The following is a 19,602-nucleotide window of genomic DNA, read 5'->3' as shown; positions in this document are numbered from 1 at the left end:
TATAGGCAGGGTTGCTCGGGTCGATTTTGCTCACCGGTCACGGTTCTGGTGTGATGGCCGGAAATGACAATGAAACATTCGTTAGATTTTGCAGGAGATCGCCCATTGAAAGTGCCCTGTCCGGTGTGTGAAACACGCTCACTGGTGCCGTTCCAGACCATCAAAGGCATACCGTATTATCGTTGTGAAACCTGTGAGGCCACAGTCATGGACTCGTCTTGCTGGCTGGACGAGCGCCGGGAAAGGGATATCTACAACCTTCACGACAATCATCCGGAAGATGAGGGCTATCGCCGCTTTCTTTCGAAGATGACCAGGCCGTTACTCGAAAGGCTGGAAGCGGGTGCACGCGGCCTGGACTTTGGCTGTGGCCCCGGCCCGGCGCTGGCCGGGATACTGCGGGAAGCGGGCATGGACATGTCGCTCTATGATCCCTTCTTTCATCCGGAAACGTCTGTTCTGGACCGCCAGTATGATTTCGTATCCTGCACGGAGGTGGTGGAACACCTTCATCGCCCGGCGGATACGTTCCGTCGGCTGGACAGGCTGCTGAAACCGGGTGGCTGGTTGGGTGTGATGACCTGCTTCCAGACAGACGACCAGTTATTTGCCAACTGGCATTACCGGCGGGACCCAACCCACGTTGTGTTTTATCGGGAGTTCACTATGGCCTGGTTGGCCCGGAGGTATGGGTGGCGCCTGGAGGTTCCGGCCAAGGACGTCGCGCTGTTCCAGAAGATTCAGTGAATCGGGGTAGGGCAGTCCAGTGCAGGGCACTCGACGGGACGGGGTCTGTCGCTGTCGTTCTGGACATTGCCGTCGAAACGCTCTGGATCGATGGCGCTGGCACAGCTCGCTGCGGTCCTTGATGCCGTGGCACAGCCTTGGGTGGCCAGTGCGTGGGCCAGGTTGTTCCAGCCTGCGGCCAGGTTCGGGAATTTGGCGGTCAGTCTCAGGAAATGTTGCGCGGCCAGGTCCACCTGGCCCTGTTGCCAGGCAATGTTTCCCTGCCCCATGATGGCAGCCGGCTGGTCTGGCCAGGCCTGTTCGGCCGTTCGATAGGCTTCAGTGGCAGCGATGGTCCTGCCGGTGGTTTCCAGGTCGTTGGCGGATGTCAGATAGCGCAGGGGCTGCGCCGTTGCAGGTAGTCGGTCGGGCGGCAGGATGACCGCGGCCCAATTGTCTGCGCGGTCCCATGTGGCCATGAACACTTCCAGTGCCTGCTCGTGCCGCTCCTGGGTGCCGGTGTGAAGGATGATGGAGCGGTCGCTGGCGTCGTAACCAATCGCCACGGCAAAATGCCATTGTGGCCACCAATCGAATCGCAGATTCTGCATCACCAGCACCGGGTGGCCAGAGGCTATCTCCTCCAACAGGCTCTTGAGCGAACCGTCCAGCGGGTAGACCAGTAAGCCATGGGATCGGGCGGCGGACACCATTTCAACTTTCAGGCTGCCCTGGCGGGCAGGCAGGTATACCAACTCCTTCAGTACGGCGGGGTTGGTGTTCAGGCCCTGGCTGTTGAGCATCATGGCCAGGGACGCCGGGCCGCACTGGTACAGTTCCTGAGCGTGGAAGGGAACATGGTCCAGCACTTTCCGCTGGTCAACACCGGCCGTGTTCAGGGCAGGGGTATCGGGCCATTGGGGGCGGCTGGCGCAGCCCGCCAGAATCGTTGCCAGTAAGAGACTGACAACGACTCGCAGCAGGTGCAACTGGGTAGGACGGATCACGGAGCTATTGCGCTACCGGATGCAGTTGATGAACGGGAAGATATTGGTGGCGCACAGCATGTCGGTGATGATGAACACCAGCAGGAACAGAACGATGATCCCGACAACGCCCTCGCCAACGGGAGCCTCCGCCAACTGTTGCTCAAACGACGACAACTCCTCCGGCGTCAGGTTCTGTATGCGCTGTTCAACCTGCTCCTGACTAACGCCCATTTCCGCCAGTTTCTCCTTTACCTCATCCCGCTCAAGCATGTTGAGCAGTGACTGGCGGTCCAGATCCGTGCGTTGCTCGGTCAGCAGTTCACCGGTTCCAACCATGCCCGCCGAGGCGGACGATGCCCAAACGGAGCCGAAAGCCATCATGATGGCCATGACAAACGATACGTACCGCAGATGGTTTCTCAGGGTTTGCATTACACTCTCCTGTTATTTTCGTTCAAGAAGCGGTCTTTCCGGTTGCTGCCTGCGATGTAGCCGACGGCTACATCCGACATTCAAGCTGACCTAATAGTAGCACGCGTTTTCGGCGTCCCAGGTTCCTAATGGTGACGGAAACTTAAAATGTGGACAGTCCCGTTGCCTCCATCAGCCTGTATTGCCAATACCGTATCCGGGATTCATCGGCCCAGGCATTGTAAGGCAGGCTCATTACCGGTGTTTCGCCCGGGCCGTGGTTCCATTGCTCATCGAAGAAGCCGGCCGCTTTGCGCACGATCTCTGAGTGCACGTTGGAGCGCACGAGTACGCTGGTTTCAAGGTTCAGGTCGTCAAGGTTGCGGCGGGTGAAGTTGGCCGAGCCGAGCAGCAGTTGAGCGTTGCCGTGGCTGTCGCGCCTGATCAGTAATTTACTGTGGCACTGCTCACCTTCGGTGTTGCACCAACGTACGGTAATGCCGGCGCCATTAAGCTCCATGGCCGACTGCCGGTTGGGTATGCCGCTTTTTTCCATGCCAAAAGCATCGTTGTTGGCGTCTAACAGTATCCGCACTTCGACACCGCGTTCGTGGGCTTCTTTCAGTTCTTCCAGTAACGTTCGGTGCGACAGATAGAACATGGCCAGATCCAGCCTGTCGCCTGCCTTTGCGGTGCCAATGATGTCTCTCGCGGTTGTCCTTATGGCCGATTCTGTGACGACCTGGATGGTATCGAGCGAAGCGATGCCGGCTGCGGCTTGAGGCAGGCTGCTGATCATTTCGTCCACCACCTCGGTGTCTGCACCGGACATCGCCAGAACGGCACGCTCACTGAGCAGCAAATCGGCCACGGCTGGCCCTCCGAATCGCAGGCCGATGTTGCTGTGCCGGCTACTGCCATCGTGGGGGTTGGCAGAGGTCACCAGGGCGTTAAAGCCCTCTGCGTTGTCGGTGATCAGAACCTTGCGGTGGTTGGCCTTGAAGTTGGGGAGGGCCAGGTAACTGCGCAGGGTGACCGGCTGCTCACCGAGTGCGTTCGGCAGCCAGCCCCCGGTCGCGGAGTTGCCCATCCACTGACAACAGAAGCGCCACAGGCCGGACCAGGTGGGGTTGCTGTCACGAAGGCGCTCCAACCTGGTTTCTATTACCGGAATGCCTGCTTGCCTTAGTTGCTGGAAGTAGGGCGAGACCGTACCACCGTATACGGTGTTTATGGGATCGGAAATAACGACAATACGCACATCCGGATTCGCCTTGCGTTGCTTGAGCAGGGCGTCAGTCAACTCCCTTGCCAATGGCCGCTGACGGCTGCCTTCCTCGCGGGTGCCGTTGAAGAGGAACATATCCACCAGAACAAAACGGCGAGCCGCCGAAATCATGTTGAGGGCCTCGTCGAAAATTTCCTGGTCCAGCCGCGGTTCCTCGTTGCCGAAATGCAGGGTCCTGTCGGTGAGAAGCCTGGCATTCGTCAGAGGATGGACTGTGCCCTCGTAACCTATCCCCGGCGGCAGGGGCTTCAATGTGTGGTAAAAACCGGTTGTTGTGATGGTCAGAATAACCAGGCCGATCAGTAACTTCACTGTCATCGTCGTACTTCCTGACGGAAAAGGTCCAAAGACGAAACTATACTGCACCGGAACCTGTGCCGTCCTTACACCCTTGTCATCCTGGGTTAATAATGGTCGCGACGTGATCGTGGTCCCAGGTAAACAAACACTTACAAAAAACGTTCTTCTGGAACTATCGCTGCCGGCGTTCACTTTCTAAACTTGCTGGATCAATCATTTACGATAACGATTCCTGTGAATTCACTGGCTTTTATTGGTTCCCGTCTGTTCAGTCTGCGCCTGCTCATTGTTGTGCTGGCGTTGGCTTGTGTGTTTGTGGGTGACGCGCTGCCACTGCTGGGCTGGTTGGATCGGGTGCTGTTCAGCGCTCTTGGCAACCCTGAGGGTATTGGGGATGCTGTTCGGGTTGTGGATATGACACCGGACGCCTTCGCAATAGCGCTGCAGGCCCGGGGGCTCGTCGAGCCAGAGTGGTCGGCGCTGGCGATTCGTGCCGGGTTGATGGTGTCGACACTCATCCTGGTACTTGCAGTTCCCAGAATGGGTGGAGCGGTCGCGCTGCCGGTGCTGTTACTGATTGCCGGGGCACTGGTGGTTCTGCAAGCAGCGTTCATGTTCTATCAGAGCGCCTGGCTGCCATTGGGTGAAGTGGTGACCCTGCTGATGGTCGGCTATGTCATCATGCTGTTCTGGCTGCAACCGAGGCGGGATATCGTCGCCTTGTCGGAGAATGTCCGCGTAGCCCGCACGCGGCTTGGTCGTCTGCTGCTGCAACAGGGACAGCCCGAAGAGGCGCTGGAGGTGCTGGCTGAATGCCCGCCCACCGAAGATACCTTGGCATTGCAATACGACATCGCCATTCAGCAGGAGCGCAAGCGGCAGTATGACCGCGCGTCAGCCACCTACCAGCAGATTCTTCAGCAGAAGCGAAAGTATCGGGACGTGGAAAAACGCCTGGCGGCACTCGGGAGCCTGACCACCGAGGCAACCGTTGTTTCTCCCGGTGGCTTTGACAGTACCCGAACCCTGGTCATGCCCGAGCAAAGTGTCAGCCGGCCCACCCTGGGCCGCTACGAGATCGAGCGCGAGATAGGGCGGGGCGCCATGGGCGTGGTCTATCTCGGCAAGGACCCCAAGATTGCCCGTACCGTGGCTATCAAGACGCTCAGTTACCAGGCGTTTGAGGACAACGAGCTGCGGGACCTGAAATCACGCTTCTTTCGGGAAGCCGAGGCGGCGGGCCGCCTCAGCCATCCGGCAATTGTCACCGTGTATGATGTCGGGGAAGAGGCCGACCTTGCGTTTATCGCCATGGATTATGCCAAGGGCAGGCCGCTTAGTGAATTTGGCAAGCCGGGGCGGTTACTGCCGTTGGCGAAGGTGCTGGATATCGTCGCCCGGGTGGCGGATGCCCTCGATTACGCGCATCGCCAGAAGATCATTCATCGCGATATCAAACCGGGTAACATCATCTTCAACCCGGACAACGGTGAGATCAAGATTACCGATTTTGGCATAGCCAAGATCTCCGACGACTCCCGGACTCGCACCGGCAGTGTCATGGGCAGCCCACTGTATATGTCCCCTGAGCAGCTCAAGGGCCAGAAAGTGACTGGCGCCACCGATACCTACAGCCTGGGAATCACGCTGTACAAACTGGTGTGCGGGGAAACACCCTATCAGGGTGATACCCTGGCCAACCTGACCTACCAGATTCTGAACAAGCGCCCACGGAGTGTCCGCGAGTTCAACCCGGAACTCCCCAACGGTGTTGTCCGTCTGATTAATAAAGCCATACAACGGGAGCCTGACAAGCGCTTCCTGAGTGCCGCCACCATGGCGGAAGCGTTGCGAAGACAGGCGAGCCGTGAGGCAAGGGAGGAAGCATCGTGATGAATCCCCAGGTGGCTGGCATAACGGATGTAGGGGCGTTGCGTACAGCCAACCAGGACGCTATTGACTGGCGGGTCAGCGAGGATAACCGGCAGGTGCTGCTTGTGGTTGCCGATGGCATGGGCGGTTACCACGGCGGGGAAGTGGCCAGCCGTATAGCCGTAGACACGGTGATGGAAGTGCTGGTGCCCTGGTTGTCGCCGGATGAAGGTGTGCCGGAGGAGCCGGACGACGCCATACAGTTTGCGATCAACCTGGCCAGTGAGCGAATTGCCGATCAAAGGGCTGCCGATGCAGACCTGGCAAAAATGGGGACCACGCTGGTGATGGCGTGGGTGATTGACGGTGAGGCTCACCTTGCCCACCTGGGGGATTCCCGCTGCTATCTCGTTCAAGGGCGAGAGCTGGCATGCCAGACCCGGGATGACACCGTGGTACAGAACATGCTGGATGACGGCAGCATCCGCCCTGATGACGTGCCCCATGTGCCTTTTCGTAATGTGCTGACACGGGCGCTTGGCGCCTCAACGGCCATTGCCAGCTTCCGCCGCGTGCGGATGGCAGCTGGAGATTCCTTACTGCTCTGTTCCGATGGCCTTACGGGGGCTTTGCCGGAGGACCAATGGCTGTCGCTGATGTCTACGTGCGAAACACCCGACGATAAGGTCCGGGCGCTGGTGGATGCGAGCCTGGATAACGAGGCGGCCGACAATGTGTCCGTTGTACTGTTGATTCTTAATTAATGGAGGAGGCCTGTATGGCGTCACTTTCCCAACTGGTGGACAACGTTGTGGTGACCACTTTTGAGCTGGAGCAGCCGGAGATTCATGTCGGCAGGCGTGGCGATAACGATATTCGCATCGACGAGATTTCGGTCAGTGGCCATCATGCGCTGATCGAGGCGGTGCCCAATGCCTATCTGGAGGGTACGGTGGACTATTACATCACCGACCAGAACAGCACCAACGGAACGTTTGTGAACGAACTGCGGATTGACCGACGCCAGCGCCTGAACAGTAACGACCTGGTTCGCATTGGCTGGAACGAATTCCGCTTCATTGACGAAGAGGAAAATGCGCTGGAGAAAACCGCCTACATACTGGATTAGTGGTCCACTGGCAGGCCGTTGAGCACGAGTCGGGAGAACCGACCGAGCAGGGACGTGGCGTTGGGCGCGTCGATCACATTCTCAATCAGAGCCTTGGCATCGAGCCCTTCCTTTTCCAGATCGGGTGCCTGCACCTTGAGGTAGGCCCGCATCACCTCTGCTGAGAATTCCGGGTGGAACTGGATACCCCAGGCGCAGCGGCCCACACGAAAGGCCTGGTGCGGTTCGAACTCGTTTCGGCCCAGGAGAACGGCATTCTCCGGCAACCTGAGTACGGATTGCCGATGCGTCAATTGCGCCGGAAATGTTTGGGGCAACCCCTTAAACAGAGGGTCATCCATCGCAGCGTCCAGCAACTCTACCTGATGGGTGCCGGTTTCCCGGCCACGTGGATGATAACCCGCTTCACCACCCAGAGCGTGGGCCAGCAGCTGATGGCCATAGCAGACCCCCAGAACTGGCACCTCTTCCGTCACTGCCTCAGCCAGCCACGCGGCAGTGCACTCACTCCAGGGCGCCCGGTCGCTGACCATGGCCGGTGATCCCGTCACCACGATCCCGTCCCAATTCCCGGGTTTGCCCGGTAGGTCGTCAACCGTAACATCGACTACGTGAAGGTCGAGCTCCGGATCCAGCCCGGCCAAAAACCAGTTATCGAAATCCCCGAACGACTCCAGAAGGGACGGGTAGGTATTACCTGTTTTGAGTATGACGACCCTGGCCAAGGTGTTGCTCCCGTCAGTCTGCGATGACTGCGTTGTGGTAAACATTCTGGACGTCATCGAGGTCGTTCAGCATGTCCATAAACTTCTCGAACAGCTCAATGTCGTCGCCTTCGACAGTGGTGGTGGTCTGGGGCAGGAACTGGATCTCGTCTACGTCAAACTCCAGGCCTTCAAACGCTTCCTGCAGTGCCTGTCGCGCCTTGGCGTATTCGGTGTGGGGCGCGAACACAGTAATCATACCCTCTTCGTGCTCAATGTCAGTGACATCCACATCCGCCATCATCAGTGCTTCCAGAGCCGCTTCCTCGTCGTCGCCCTTGAAGCCGAGAATGGCGCAGTGATCGAACATATGGCTGACGCTGCCCTGGGTGCCGATCTTGCATTTGGTCTTGGTAAACGCCAGGCGTACGTCGCCGAAGGTACGGTTGGGGTTGTCGGTCAGGCAATCCACGATGGCCATGCAGTTGCCGGGGCCGAATCCTTCATAGCGAGCAGGGGAGAAATCCTCACCAGCGCCACCCCGGGCTTTCTCGATGGCCTTCTCAATGACGTGCGCGGGCACCTGATCTTTCTTGGCACGGTCGATCAGGCCACGCAGGCTGAGGTTTGCATCCGGGTCCGGGCCGCCGGACTTGGCGCACACATAGATTTCGCGGCCGTACTTACTGTAGACCTTGGTTTTGGCGGCGGCCGTTTTGGCCATGGAGTCTTTGCGGTTTTGATAGGCTCTGCCCATTACGCTGCCTCAATTTCATTTTCAAAAGTGCGGATTTTACTCGACTACACAGGCCGGTGACAGCCTTATTTATCGAGGTTGTCGACGGCTCTTCCATGGTACCAAAGTGCCAGGGTTTCAGAACTTTCCGGTCAGGTACCGCAGAATGTGTTCGTGTTACGGTCGGAACATCGCCATTATCACCGAACGCGGAGATTGCCATGAGGTCCGTTCGAACATCGCTCATTGCAGCCGTGAGTTTGCTGCTGTTCACCGGAGCTCCGACAGTGGCAAACAGTGCCGAGCCGGATCAGCAGATGGGCGTGGCTCGGGAGATGATCCAGGTCCTGGAGGCCTATGCCGTCTACAAGATGGGCCAGTACGATCTGGCGTTCGAACGTTACCAGGCGCTTGCCGAAGCGGGGAGTCGGCAGGGTATGTATAACCTGGGCAATATGCACGCAGCCGGGCAAGGCACGGCACAGAGCGATTCGAAGGCTTTCGAGTGGTATCTGAGGGCAGCGGAGGCTGGCGACAAGCTGAGCATGTCCGAAGTGGCAAAGGCCTATGAAGCGGGCATTGGTACCAGGGCAGATCCGCAACTGGCCCGCCACTGGCGGGAGCGTGCCGCAACCGAAGATTGATCATTATCAACCTGCCACAATACCCCCGCCCAGCAACGAGTTCTTCAGTTGCTTACGCCAACTTGGGCACCCTGCGGATGCCCTTACGGATCCCCTGATCAAGAGCGGAGCTGACCAGTTTGCCGGTGAACGGCACGATGTCGTCAAAGGAAATGGTGTACTGGACGCGAGTCCTGCCATTGGCGGCATCGTCGAAGCGGATGCGACCGATATGGTTGCGGATGGGGCTCATGCTGGAAATGGTGTACTCAATAAGCAACCCCGGCTCGAAGGTAATGACGGTCTCTTCAAGGCCGATGGGGCCGATGCCGATCTTGCGGATGGACCCAAGGCCGTTGGGGTCGGCCTGGTCGCTGTCGCGAATGCGCTTCACTGGTGCTCCCAACAGCTTCCCGAAGCGCTCATGATCCGCAAACAGTGCAAACACACGGTTGCGCGGCACATCAAAGGTTTCGTCAATTTCAATCTTGTAGTTCGCCATGTATGAACTCTTCAGAGACGGTTTTCATCAGGGTATCCGGTTATGTGTTACAACAAAAGTGACGTGGTGGCAATGACCGAGCGTTGGCCCAAAAGGGCTGAATGACAGCCGAGCGACAGGTACACTGAGCCTCGTGGTGCATCAGTTATCATACCCCCAATACAGCCCGACAAGGTGCATGGACCCGCATGAACAACGATAACGAACAACCCGCACGCTCAGATCTCGCGACACCACTGAATGGCATCTTTGCGCTCGGGATACTCTATACCCTCTACGTCGCCCACCAGATTGTCCTGCCAATTGTCCTGGCGGTCCTGACCAGCCTTTTGCTGTTTCCCCTTGTCAAAAAAGCCTATGACAAAGCCGGGATTCCAAGGGTGTTGAGCTCTCTGGTATTGATGATCGTGGTGATCGCTGGTCTGGCGGGTGTTGGGGCAGCCGTTGCAACGCCTGCGCTGGAGTGGGCACAGCAGGCACCACAGGGTATCTCTCGACTGCTCATGGGTGAGAGCGGCATAAAAAGCCAGATTGATAAGGTCAACGAATCGGCAAAGAAAGTGGAAGAGTCGATGGACGAACTATCCAAAGACGAGAAGACCACAACCAACACTGTCGTGCTTAAAACCGACTCGTGGCGCAACCAGCTATTAACCAAGGCGCGCAACGGTGCAGCCGGCCTCGCACTTGCGCTGGCCCTGACCTATTTCCTGCTCGTGGGTGGTGACCGCATCATCCTCAACTTTGTGCGACAACTCCCGAAGCGACAGCGCCGCAACGTGCTCCAGATTGCCCGCGATTCCCAGCAACAGATCGCCCAGTATCTGGCGGTACTCAGTCTCAGTAACCTGCTGGTTGGCATCACCACCGGGCTCATCTGCTGGGCAGTGGGTCTTCCGGACCCAGCCGTCTGGGGGCTCGTTGCCGGCTTGGCCAGATTCATCCCGTACCTTGGTGTCATTCTGACCATCATCCTGCTGGCAGTCGTGTCCGCCACCAGCCTCGACACGCTCTGGATGATGGCCATTGCCCCGCTCGGCTATTTGGCTCTTACCTCTACCGTCGGGTTTTTCATAGAGCCCTGGATCCACGGTTTCCGCATGGCGATCAATCCCGTCGTCATCTTCGTGTCCATCTTCTTCTGGGGCTGGTTGTGGGGCCCGGTTGGCGTGTTGCTGGCGGTCCCCCTGATGACCATCATTCAGGTGGTCCTCAAACAAATCCCGAAACTGCGGCCGATTTACAAGGTTATTGCCCGGTAAAAGCGGCCAGGGGGCCCTGACACTGCTGGGAATCTGGCCTATCCTGACCTGATATCCAGCAAAGCAGGAGCAGAACGCCCATGATCCAGAAGACCATGAAAGCCATGCTGCTCACCGGCCACGGTGGCGTCGAGAAACTGGAATACACCGAAGACGTGCCCATCCCCACCCCTGGTGCGGGAGAGGTGCTCGTCCAGGTCACCGCCACCGCCAAGAACAACACCGACCGCAAAGCCCGGGAGGGTCTTTACCCCACCAAGGATAAAGGCGACGTAACCTCCTTCCAGATGGGAGGCTCAGCCACGCTGACGTTCCCAAGAGTTCAAGGCGCGGACGTTGTTGGGCGTATCGTCGCCGTGGGGCAGGGTGTTGAGGATACGCGGATCGGCCAACGAGGCCTGCTGGACTTTAACCTCTACGCGGACGAGCGCCGGGATATCAACCTGACCCCGGACTACTACGGCCACGGCGCCGATGGTGGGTTCGCGGAATATATTGCTGTGCCTTCCGACCAGTTTCACCATGTCGAGAATGCCGGCCTGGCCGATGCCGAACTTGCCGCTATGGGCATGTGCTCCTATCAGACCGCCTTGCACATGCTCACATCCGCACGGGTAAAAGCGGGCGAGCACATCCTTGTGACCGGTGCCAGTGGTGGTGTTGGCACCGCCCTTATCCAGCTTTGCCGCATCATGGGGGCGATTCCCTATGCGCTGAGCCAGCGTGATAAGGCCGACCCTCTGCTCAAGCTGGGCGCCGAAGCCGTGCTGGACCGTTCCGACATGGACAACTTCACGGATCAGGTGCGGTCCGTCACTGGGGGGCGGCCGATAGACGCCGTGATGGACCTGGCCGGTGGCGAGATGACCGATCAGTTTATCGACACCATGATCTTCGACATGAACAGCCGCAATGATTACCCAAGGCTCAGCATCGCTGGCGCCAGCGCCGGAAACGTCAGTGAAATCATGTGGACACGGATTTACCTGTATCAGGTGCAGGTGTTCGGCGTGTCACACGGCACCCGGGAGGAAGCCGAACAACTGGTGGCCTGGATTCGCAGCGGCCAACTGAAGCCGGTGCTGCACGCCGCTTTCAGACTGTCAGAGTTGCACGAAGCCGAACGCTACTTCGTCAACCGCAACAGCAACTACCTGGGCAAAATCGTAATCGTCCCGGATGCCCAATGGGCCGAGCATGGCGCCCCGTTTGCCCTGGAGAAGTCCTAATGCGTCCCGAACTCAAACTGCAACTGATGGACACCCACGCCGGCGGGGATGTGAGCCGGATAGTAACTGGCGGGATCTGCCCGCTTCCGGGGGACACCGTGCGCGCCCAGATGGAATACCTGCGGGACAAGGCAGATGGCCTTCGCACTCTACTACTGGAAGAGCCCTACGGCATCCCGGAAATGTCCGTGGACCTGCTGGTGCCGCCCACAGACCCCGAGGCAGTCGCCGGTTATATCATCATGGAAGTGATGGGATATCCGATTTACTCCGGTTCCAACACCATCTGTACCGCCACGGCCGTTCTGGAGAGTGGCATTGTCGCCAAGCGGGAAGGGTGGCAGAGTTTCGCTCTGGAAGCGCCAGCGGGCCTGGTCCACATTGACGCCCTTGTTCGGGACGGTGTTGTAGAAGCCATTACCTGCGGCGGGCTGCCCAGTTACATCGACACCTACCAGGCCAGCATCCACGTGCCCTCGATCGGTGACGTATCCTACAGCGTGGCCTACAGTGGTGGTTTCTACGCCCTGGTGGACGCGACGAGCCTTGGGTTTTCCCTGACCCTGGATGAAGAACGCAAACTCAGCGAATGCGCCTATCATATAGTAGAGGCTATCCAGGCTGAGCGCGGTTTCTCCCACTACACGCTGGGTGATGTCGGGCCCTTGCCCTTCCTCCATTTCATGGGGCCGGTTGAACAATTGTCGGATCATTCGTATCGCTCCCGGTCGGCCACCTATGTGCATCCCGGCGTTATCTGCCGCAGCACCACCGGCACGGGTACTTCAGCACGGCTTGCGTTAATGAACTACGAGGGCAAAATCAGCCCGGGCGACCGCCTGGAAACCGTCTCCCTGCGTGAAACCGGGTTTATCGGTGAGTTCACAGGCGTGCGCCAGGAAGGGGAACATCAGGTGGTTGAGAATACCATCACCGGCAAGAGCTACGTTCTTAACCGGGCGGATATCATCGTGAACTGCGATGATCCGATGGTGGACTGTGGGGGGCTTACTCACATTCTTTTGTAGCCTGAGGGGGGGCGGGCGGATACGGGGGATGGGGGTATTTTTTCTTCTGGAAAAAGAACTCGCTTTGCTCAGACATCTTTTTCCTTGCCAGAAAAAATACCCCCAACCCCCTATCGACGTGCAGCTCAGGAATATCCAGGTCGAGAAGGCCTTCGCGAACCCTCCGTGGTCAGCTCGGCGCGGGGTGGTATCTGGATTTTTCGCCAGAAAAAGATGTCCGAGCGAAGCGAGTTCTTTTTCAAGAAAAATACAGATGCCACCCCGCAAGCCCGCCCCCAAAACCATCAGGCTACGAAAGAAAAAGCAACTCCCAAAGCGTCAGGCAGTCTGAACCCGAACCCCCGAAACCTGACCAAGGGCAACCTCCGCCACTGTATGCAACTTCTCCAATTGCGACTGGAGCATGGCAATCGGCCGGGTTCCCTCCAGGGTCAGGGTGATATCGAAATGCTCCCCGGCGGATTCCACCGCCATTGTTGCAATCCGGAAACCGCGAATACGGACCACCTGGCAAAGGCGCTCCAGGGCGGCCGCTTCCTGCGACATGCGGCAGTTGATCTTATAGCTCGGTGTTGAGGACTGGCTTTGCGGTTTCATGCAACGTGTTCCTTTTTGTTGGTGCGTCGGGTTTCGTCGATCATTTCGCGGTTGCTGGCGCCGGGTTTGACGATGGGCCAGACGTTCTCCTCACGGCTGATGGCCACATGCAGCAGCATCGGGCCGTTGTAGGCCAGGATGGTTTCGATGCCACGGCGGATCTGGTCAGTGCGGCTGATGTGCAACGCCGGGATGTCGAAGGCGCGGGCCATGGCGACGAAGTCCGGGTTGTCGTCCAGGTTGATCTGGCTTTCACGATTGCCGTAGAACAGTTCCTGTTGCTGGCGCACCATGCCCAGGCACTGGTTGTCCATGACGATCAGTTTTACCGGCAGGTTATAGCGGCGGATAGTGGCCAGTTCCTGGGCGTTCATCATGAACGAGCCATCGCCCGTCACGTTGATCACCGTACTATTGCGGTCGGAAAACTGGGCACCGATGGCAGCGGGCAGGCCAAAGCCCATGGTGCCCAGGCCGCCACTGGTGAGGTGGTGGCGAGGGTGGTCAAAGTCGTAGTGCTGGGCTACCCACATCTGGTGCTGGCCGACGTCACAGGCGATAACGGTATCATCCGGGGCAATTCGGGAGAGCTGGCGAACAAAGGCCGGGCCGGTGATCGGCGCCAAAGGTTCTTCGTTGTCGGCGGCATGGAAGCCGCCGGTGGTGTACCAGGTTCGGCACTGTTTCTGCCAGTCGCCAATGTCCAGCGGCTTGTCCTGTAAGGCGTTGGTCAGTGTTTCGAGAATGTCATTCAGGTCCCCCCGAATAGCCAGCTCGGTCGGGCGCAGTTTGTTGATCTCGGCGGCGTCGGCGTCAATGTGAATCATCTTTGCATTGGGGGCGAAGCCATCCAGGCTGCCGGTGGCGCGGTCATCCAGGCGGGCACCGATAACCAGCAACAGGTCGCATTCATCCACGGCTTTATTGGCCGCCCGGGAGCCGTGCATGCCCAGCATGCCCAGGTTGTAAGGGTTGTGTTTTCCCGGGTTGCCGATACCTTTGAGCGTTACCACCGCTGGCAGAGCGGCGGATTCAGCAAACGTGCGAAAGCGATCTTCAGCGTGTGCCAGGCTGATGCCACCACCGCTGTAGAGTATGGGTTTGCGGGCCGCCCGCAGCATCGTGAGCGCTTCGGCCAGGTCTGGGAAGCTGATCTCCCGTGGCTCGGACCGGGGGAAGGGAGCATCGCTGACATCAGCCAGCAGCAGGTCCTTGGGTATATCAATCCACACCGGCCCCGGCCGCCCACTTTGAGCCAGTTCCATCGCCTCTTCCATGATCGCGGGCAGGCTGTCTGCGTCGTCAACCAGATAGCTGTGTTTAACGATGCCCAGCGTCATGCCCAATACGTCGGTTTCCTGGAAGGCGTCGGTACCGATCAATCCCGAGGGCACCTGGCCGGTGATGACCAGCATGGGGATGGAGTCCCGGTGAGCGTTGGCAACGCCGGTGATCAGGTTGGTGGCGCCGGGGCCTGAGGTGGCAATACATACACCGAGCTTACCGCTTGCGCGGGCGTAACCGTCGGCGGCCAGGGCGCAGGCCTGTTCGTGGCGGCACAGCACGTGTTCCACACCGACATCGTCCACCAGCGCATCGTATAGCGGCATGATGCAGCCGCCCGGATACCCGAAAACCGTGCTGATGCTGTGGCGGTGGAACGCGTCAAGAATGTGCTGTGCGCCGTTCATGGTTGTTATTCCTTTTTCCTGATGCAAAAAAAAGCCCCCGGGACCTTTCGGTGCCGGGGGCTTTCGTGTGTTTGTCGAGTCTGTTTCTATCTCACCCGCTTGTCCACGCAGAAGCCCCCGGACGGTACCACGACCACCAGGACTAGCTTCACAAGGACAACCACTGCGTTGAGATTCATAAAATCAGTATCTGCTCTGAATCTGAGAGAAGTTTATGTGTAGAATCTACCCCACGAAAACAACCGGATGCAACCGTTTTCTGACAGTTTCTAAAACGACTGCCTGGACTGTAAACCGACATCACCCGAATTTAACTGCGAGCGATCAATGACCAAAGCAAAACTGGGATCTATCGGATTGTCCTTTCTGGTACTGGCTTTATTGGTGGTATGGATGGCAACCGGTGACGTCAAGGAAGCGCGGGACGAGGCGCCAGAGGACACACCTGAGGAGTCGGTCAGCGCGCCCTCCGTCCAGGTGGATGTGTTGCGTACAAGGCTTTACGAGCCCGGGTTAATGCTGCAGGGGCAGTTGGAGCCCTGGCGAACCGTGTCAGTTGGCGCTCGGGTAGCCGGCACGGTAGAAGAGCTGATGGTGGAGCAGGGTGACCAGGTTGAGGCGGGGGATGTCCTGCTTCGACTCTCCGAGGATGGGCGACGTACCTCGGTAGAACAATGGCAGTCGCGCATTCGCAAATTGGAAGCCGATTTATCGGCTGCCCAGAAGCTCCGATCCCGGAATCTCACCTCCGAATCCGAAGTGTTGACCCTGCAAAGTGATCTGTCTGCGGCGGGAGCTGAGCTCACTCAGGCACGTCTTGCTGTTGACAACCTGGAGCCACGAGCGCCTTTTGATGGAACGGTGAATCGACGGGATGTCGACCTTGGTGATCTGGTCCAGGTCGGGTCACCACTGTTGGAGCTGGTGCGCGTTGATCGGCTGAAAGCGACGGGGCAAATCCCGCAGCAGTCAGTGAGCGCCGTCGAAGAAGGGCAGGCCGTAACCATTCGCACGTTGGATGGCGACAGCCTGGAAGGCGTGGTGAATTTCGTGGCCAGTGCCGCAGACCCGGACACCCGTAGCTTCCCGGTGGAGGTGTCCATAGACAACCCGGAACGTAAGCGGGTTGCCGGCGGTAGTGCCACGCTGCGCATTGCGCTGCCGGAAGTGGAGGCGATGTTCATTTCGCCGGCCTATCTCAGTCTTGGGGATGATGGCCGGCCCGGTGTTCGCTATGTGGGCGACAATAACGAAGTGGTGTTTACCACGGTCAAACTCCTGAACGTCACCACGGATGGCGCCTGGGTCACTGGCCTGCCGGATGAAATTCGGTTGATTACCCGGGGCGCGGGTTTTGTATCCATCGGGCAGCAGGTACGCCCGGTTGATCGTGATTCGGACCGGGGCTAACCGATATGCGAACCTTGATTTTCGCCGCTCTCGACCGCAGCCGGACCACACTGCTGACACTGGCTTTCCTGATCCTGGGTGGTGTTGCGGCTTTTCAGACCATCCCCAAAGAAGCGAACCCGGACATCACCATTCCCATGATCTATGTGTCAATGACACTGGAGGGAATCAGCCCGGAAGACGGTGAGCGCTTGCTTATCCGGCCCATGGAGCAGGAATTGCGTTCCCTCGAGGGCGTCAAGGAAATGCGTGGTACGGCTTCCGAGGGTCACGCCTCGGTGATGCTGGAATTCGACGCCGGGTTTGATCCGGACATCGCGCTTCAGGATGTGAGGGAAAAGGTTGATACCGCCCGCAGCAAGCTGCCTCAGGAAGCTGACGAACCAAGGGTCAATGAAATTAACGTGGCGCTGTTTCCGGTCATGTCGGTTGGCCTCTCCGGGCCTCTTTCCGAACGCGAGCTGGTCACTATTGCCCGGCGTTTGCAGGATGCCATCGAAGGCATTCCGGAAGTGCTGGAAGTGGACATTGGTGGTGACAGGGAAGACCTCCTGGAGATCGTTGTCGATCCCCAGGTGCTTGAAAGCTATGGCGTCGACTTTGATCAGTTGGCGACGTTGGTCACTCGCAACAATCAATTGGTTGCTGCCGGAAGCCTGGATACCGGTGCCGGTCGCATGACCATGAAGGTTCCGGGCGTTATTGAATCCGTGGAGGATGTTATGGCCATGCCGGTCAAGGTAGGCGGCGACACCGTAGTGACCTTTGGCGACGTGGCTATGCTTCAGCGAACCTTCAAAGACCCGCGAGGGTTCGCCAGGATCAACGGTGAGCCGGCGCTGGTGCTGGAAATCTCCAAGAGGACCGGTGCCAACATCATCGAAACCGTGGAAAAGGTGAAGGCGCTGATTGAACGTGCCGGGCCGCAACTGCCAGACGAGCTCGAGGTTCGCTACATCATGGACCAGTCTGGTGAAGTCCGGGACATCCTTAGTGATCTGCTCAACAATGTGCTGACGGCCATCGTGCTGGTGATCGTCCTGATCATTGCCGCCATGGGTCCCCGTTCTGCGCTTTTGGTGGGGCTTACCATTCCCGGTGCGTTCCTGACCGGTATCCTGGTGATCTGGGGAATGGGTTTTACCCTTAATATTGTGGTTCTGTTTAGCCTCATACTGGTGGCTGGCATGCTGGTGGATGGGGCCATCGTGGTATCGGAGCTTGCCGACAGGAACCTCTCCGAGGGCCAGAACGTAAAGTCTGCATGGGGCGAGGCGGCCAGCCGCATGGCCTGGCCCATCATCGCGTCAACCGCCACCACGCTGGCGGTATTCATCCCCCTGTTGTTCTGGCCGGGCGTGGTCGGCGAGTTCATGAGCTTTTTGCCCACCACCGTTATCATCTGTCTGACCGCCTCGTTGGCCATGGCTCTCGTATTTTTGCCGGTCCTTGGCAGCATCAGTGGCGGAAAACGCCTTCCCCAGTCAGCAATCAGTGGCCGCATGACGGACGTCTATCGTGGCGTTCTCGGGCGATTGTTGGCAAAGCCCGGTTTTACACTTCTTGGAGTGCTTGGCGTCGTTGTGGTCATCTATGCGGCTTATGGCAAGTTCAACCATGGTGTTGAATTTTTCCCAAGCGTGGAGCCGGATTCAGCGCAGGTACATGTCAGGGCCAGAGGCGATCTGTCTGTGCAGGAGCGCGATGCCATCGTTCGACAGGTCGAGCAACGTTTACAGGGAATGCCGGAGGTGAAAGCCCTCTATGCTCGCTCAATGGTCAGTCCCGGAAACCAGATGGCGCCGGACGTCATCGGTGTGCTGCAGTTTCAGTTCACGGACTGGTTTGAGCGCCGGCCAGCGACACAGATACTGGAAGATTTCCGTTCACTCACTGCGGACATTCCCGGCATTGAACTGGAGTTTCGTAAGCAGGAAGGCGGTCCAGCGGACGGCAAGCCCATTGAACTTATGGTCAGCAGTATGAATAGCGACCAACTGGAGCGGCACGTGGCTCTTATCCGGGAACGGATGTCTGGCATCGATGGCTTTGTGGATGTCGAAGACGACCGCAGCCTTCCGGGCATCGAATGGCGCCTGAACGTCGACCGCTCAGCCGCTGCCCGATTTGGCTCAGACGTGCTCAGTGTGGGCAGTGCGGTGCGACTGATTACCAACGGCCTGGTGCTTGCTACCTATCGGCCTGAGGACGTGCGGGACGAAGTCGATATCGCCGTGAGAGTGCCTAATAATTGGCGGGAGCTGGACCAGTTCCAGCGCCAGACGATTAACACCAGCCGCGGGCAGGTGCCGCTCTCAGAGTTTGTTGAGCTGGCTCCCGGAGACAAGACTGGCAGCATTACCCGTGTTGACGGACAGCGCACCATTACGATCAAGTCCGAGATAGAGCCGGGTCGCCGTGCGGACGAACTGCTGATGGAGTTGCAGCAGCAAATGCCTGAAACGCCCGAGGGTGTTTCCGTCCGATTTGCCGGCGAGAATGAGGACCAGGAACAAGCCTCGAATTTCCTGGCATCGGCGTTTCTGGTCGCGATTGCCCTGATGCTGTTGATCCTGGTGACCCAGTTCAATTCGCTCTACCAGACCATGCTCATTCTATCGGCCATTGTGCTTTCCACAGCGGGCGTATTGCTTGGCCTGCTGCTTAACGGGCAGTCGTTCGGAATCGTAATGGTGGGCATGGGCATCATTGCCCTGGCGGGCATCGTGGTGAACAACAACATCATTCTGATCGACACCTACAACCAGATGCGAAAAAGCGGTATGGCGGCATTCGAGGCCGCATTGGAGACCGGATGCCTGCGCCTGCGACCGGTATTGCTGACGGCCATCACCACCATACTCGGGCTGATGCCAATGGTGCTCGGGGTAAATGTGGATCTCCTGACCCCGTCTTTGGGCATCGGTGCTCCGTCCACGCAGTGGTGGACCCAGCTATCCAGTGCTATTGCCGGCGGGTTGGCGTTTGCAACGGTGCTCACGCTGTTGCTGACCCCGGCGCTGCTGGTTTTGGGTGACAAGACCGGCCAACGGGTACGTGGGTTTGTAAACCGATAGCGGTGTGGTTTACAAACCGCGTTGGCCG

At 58.4% G+C, this 19,602-nt stretch carries 18 protein-coding genes; 10 read left to right on the top strand and 8 right to left on the bottom strand.

Going from position 1 to position 19,602, the window contains the following annotated elements:
- The first annotated feature begins 69 nt into the window (after positions 1 to 69).
- The gene (locus JJO78_RS05505; protein WP_075195865.1) at positions 70 to 747 is read left to right on the top strand and encodes a class I SAM-dependent methyltransferase; all 678 of its coding nucleotides are present in this window, start codon (positions 70 to 72) and stop codon (positions 745 to 747) included.
- Here the strand turns inward: JJO78_RS05505 and JJO78_RS05500 are convergent.
- The 3 genes from JJO78_RS05500 to JJO78_RS05490 form a co-directional block, all read right to left on the bottom strand.
- Entirely contained in the window at positions 741 to 1,733 is a 993-nt protein-coding gene (locus JJO78_RS05500) for a PA2778 family cysteine peptidase (RefSeq protein ID WP_075195864.1), read from the bottom strand. The two genes, JJO78_RS05505 and JJO78_RS05500, sit on opposite strands and share 7 nt — an antisense overlap.
- 12 nt (positions 1,734 to 1,745) lie before the next feature.
- A complete protein-coding gene (locus JJO78_RS05495; protein ID WP_075195863.1) occupies positions 1,746 to 2,147 on the bottom strand; it encodes a PA2779 family protein in 402 nt (133 codons plus the stop codon).
- A gap of 142 nt (positions 2,148 to 2,289) precedes the next feature.
- Complete coding sequence (locus JJO78_RS05490; RefSeq protein ID WP_075195862.1) at positions 2,290 to 3,732, bottom strand: phospholipase D-like domain-containing protein; 1,443 nt, start codon at positions 3,730 to 3,732, stop codon at positions 2,290 to 2,292.
- A 216-nt stretch (positions 3,733 to 3,948) separates the two neighbouring features.
- Between JJO78_RS05490 and JJO78_RS05485 the strand changes: the two genes are divergently transcribed.
- From JJO78_RS05485 to JJO78_RS05475, 3 genes are read left to right on the top strand one after another with little or no spacing between them, the layout of a single operon-like run.
- Positions 3,949 to 5,607 (top strand): serine/threonine-protein kinase, encoded by a 1,659-nt coding sequence (locus tag JJO78_RS05485; protein WP_036204500.1) that lies wholly within the window; start codon positions 3,949 to 3,951, stop codon positions 5,605 to 5,607.
- Positions 5,607 to 6,350: a PP2C family protein-serine/threonine phosphatase gene (locus JJO78_RS05480; protein ID WP_075195861.1), complete on the top strand. Its 744-nt coding sequence runs from the start codon at positions 5,607 to 5,609 to the stop codon at positions 6,348 to 6,350. Before JJO78_RS05485 ends, JJO78_RS05480 begins: the two co-directional genes overlap by 1 nt.
- A 14-nt stretch (positions 6,351 to 6,364) precedes the next feature.
- Positions 6,365 to 6,715 (top strand): FHA domain-containing protein, encoded by a 351-nt coding sequence (locus JJO78_RS05475; protein ID WP_075195860.1) that lies wholly within the window; start codon positions 6,365 to 6,367, stop codon positions 6,713 to 6,715.
- Here JJO78_RS05475 and JJO78_RS05470 read toward each other — a convergent pair.
- On the bottom strand, positions 6,712 to 7,440 hold the full coding sequence (locus JJO78_RS05470) for a glutamine amidotransferase (RefSeq protein ID WP_226909880.1): 729 nt from the start codon (positions 7,438 to 7,440) through the stop codon (positions 6,712 to 6,714). The two genes, JJO78_RS05475 and JJO78_RS05470, sit on opposite strands and share 4 nt — an antisense overlap.
- 13 nt (positions 7,441 to 7,453) lie before the next feature.
- Complete coding sequence (locus tag JJO78_RS05465; RefSeq protein ID WP_036204509.1) at positions 7,454 to 8,176, bottom strand: YebC/PmpR family DNA-binding transcriptional regulator; 723 nt, start codon at positions 8,174 to 8,176, stop codon at positions 7,454 to 7,456.
- Between the two features lie 200 nt (positions 8,177 to 8,376).
- Between JJO78_RS05465 and JJO78_RS05460 the strand changes: the two genes are divergently transcribed.
- Positions 8,377 to 8,799, top strand: coding sequence for a tetratricopeptide repeat protein (locus JJO78_RS05460; RefSeq protein WP_036204511.1), 423 nt, complete (start codon positions 8,377 to 8,379; stop codon positions 8,797 to 8,799).
- 52 nt (positions 8,800 to 8,851) lie between these two features.
- Here the strand turns inward: JJO78_RS05460 and JJO78_RS05455 are convergent, their stop codons facing one another.
- Positions 8,852 to 9,280 (bottom strand): SRPBCC family protein, encoded by a 429-nt coding sequence (locus JJO78_RS05455; protein WP_075195858.1) that lies wholly within the window; start codon positions 9,278 to 9,280, stop codon positions 8,852 to 8,854.
- A gap of 188 nt (positions 9,281 to 9,468) precedes the next feature.
- Between JJO78_RS05455 and JJO78_RS05450 the strand changes: the two genes are divergently transcribed.
- From JJO78_RS05450 to JJO78_RS05440, 3 genes are all read left to right on the top strand, one after another.
- Entirely contained in the window at positions 9,469 to 10,542 is a 1,074-nt protein-coding gene (locus JJO78_RS05450) for an AI-2E family transporter (RefSeq protein WP_075195857.1), read from the top strand.
- Between the two features lie 80 nt (positions 10,543 to 10,622).
- A complete protein-coding gene (locus JJO78_RS05445; RefSeq protein ID WP_075195856.1) occupies positions 10,623 to 11,771 on the top strand; it encodes a zinc-binding dehydrogenase in 1,149 nt (382 codons plus the stop codon).
- Complete coding sequence (locus JJO78_RS05440) at positions 11,771 to 12,799, top strand: proline racemase family protein (RefSeq protein ID WP_127400821.1); 1,029 nt, start codon at positions 11,771 to 11,773, stop codon at positions 12,797 to 12,799. The genes JJO78_RS05445 and JJO78_RS05440 overlap by 1 nt, the downstream gene beginning before the upstream one ends.
- 318 nt (positions 12,800 to 13,117) lie before the next feature.
- Here JJO78_RS05440 and JJO78_RS05435 read toward each other — a convergent pair whose 3' ends face one another.
- Together JJO78_RS05435 and ilvG are read right to left on the bottom strand one after the other, a co-directional pair.
- Positions 13,118 to 13,396 carry an ACT domain-containing protein gene (locus JJO78_RS05435; protein WP_127400822.1) on the bottom strand — a complete coding sequence of 93 codons (279 nt, stop codon included), beginning with the start codon at positions 13,394 to 13,396 and terminating at the stop codon, positions 13,118 to 13,120.
- Entirely contained in the window at positions 13,393 to 15,087 is a 1,695-nt protein-coding gene (gene ilvG / locus JJO78_RS05430; protein ID WP_041334682.1) for an acetolactate synthase 2 catalytic subunit, read from the bottom strand. The genes JJO78_RS05435 and ilvG overlap by 4 nt, the downstream gene beginning before the upstream one ends.
- Before the next feature lie 327 nt (positions 15,088 to 15,414).
- Here ilvG and JJO78_RS05425 point away from each other — a divergent pair, with 327 nt between their 5' ends.
- Positions 15,415 to 16,497, top strand: coding sequence for an efflux RND transporter periplasmic adaptor subunit (locus JJO78_RS05425; RefSeq protein WP_075195853.1), 1,083 nt, complete (start codon positions 15,415 to 15,417; stop codon positions 16,495 to 16,497).
- Between the two features lie 5 nt (positions 16,498 to 16,502).
- Positions 16,503 to 19,574, top strand: coding sequence for an efflux RND transporter permease subunit (locus JJO78_RS05420; RefSeq protein ID WP_151981846.1), 3,072 nt, complete (start codon positions 16,503 to 16,505; stop codon positions 19,572 to 19,574).
- The last annotated feature ends 28 nt before the right edge of the window (positions 19,575 to 19,602 follow it).

The organism is Marinobacter sp. DS40M6 (assembly GCF_028581595.1).
Lineage (GTDB): Bacteria > Pseudomonadota > Gammaproteobacteria > Pseudomonadales > Oleiphilaceae > Marinobacter > Marinobacter salarius.
The sequence above is the reverse complement of the archived record's forward strand: the minus strand, read 5'-3'. Positions and strand labels throughout refer to the sequence as shown.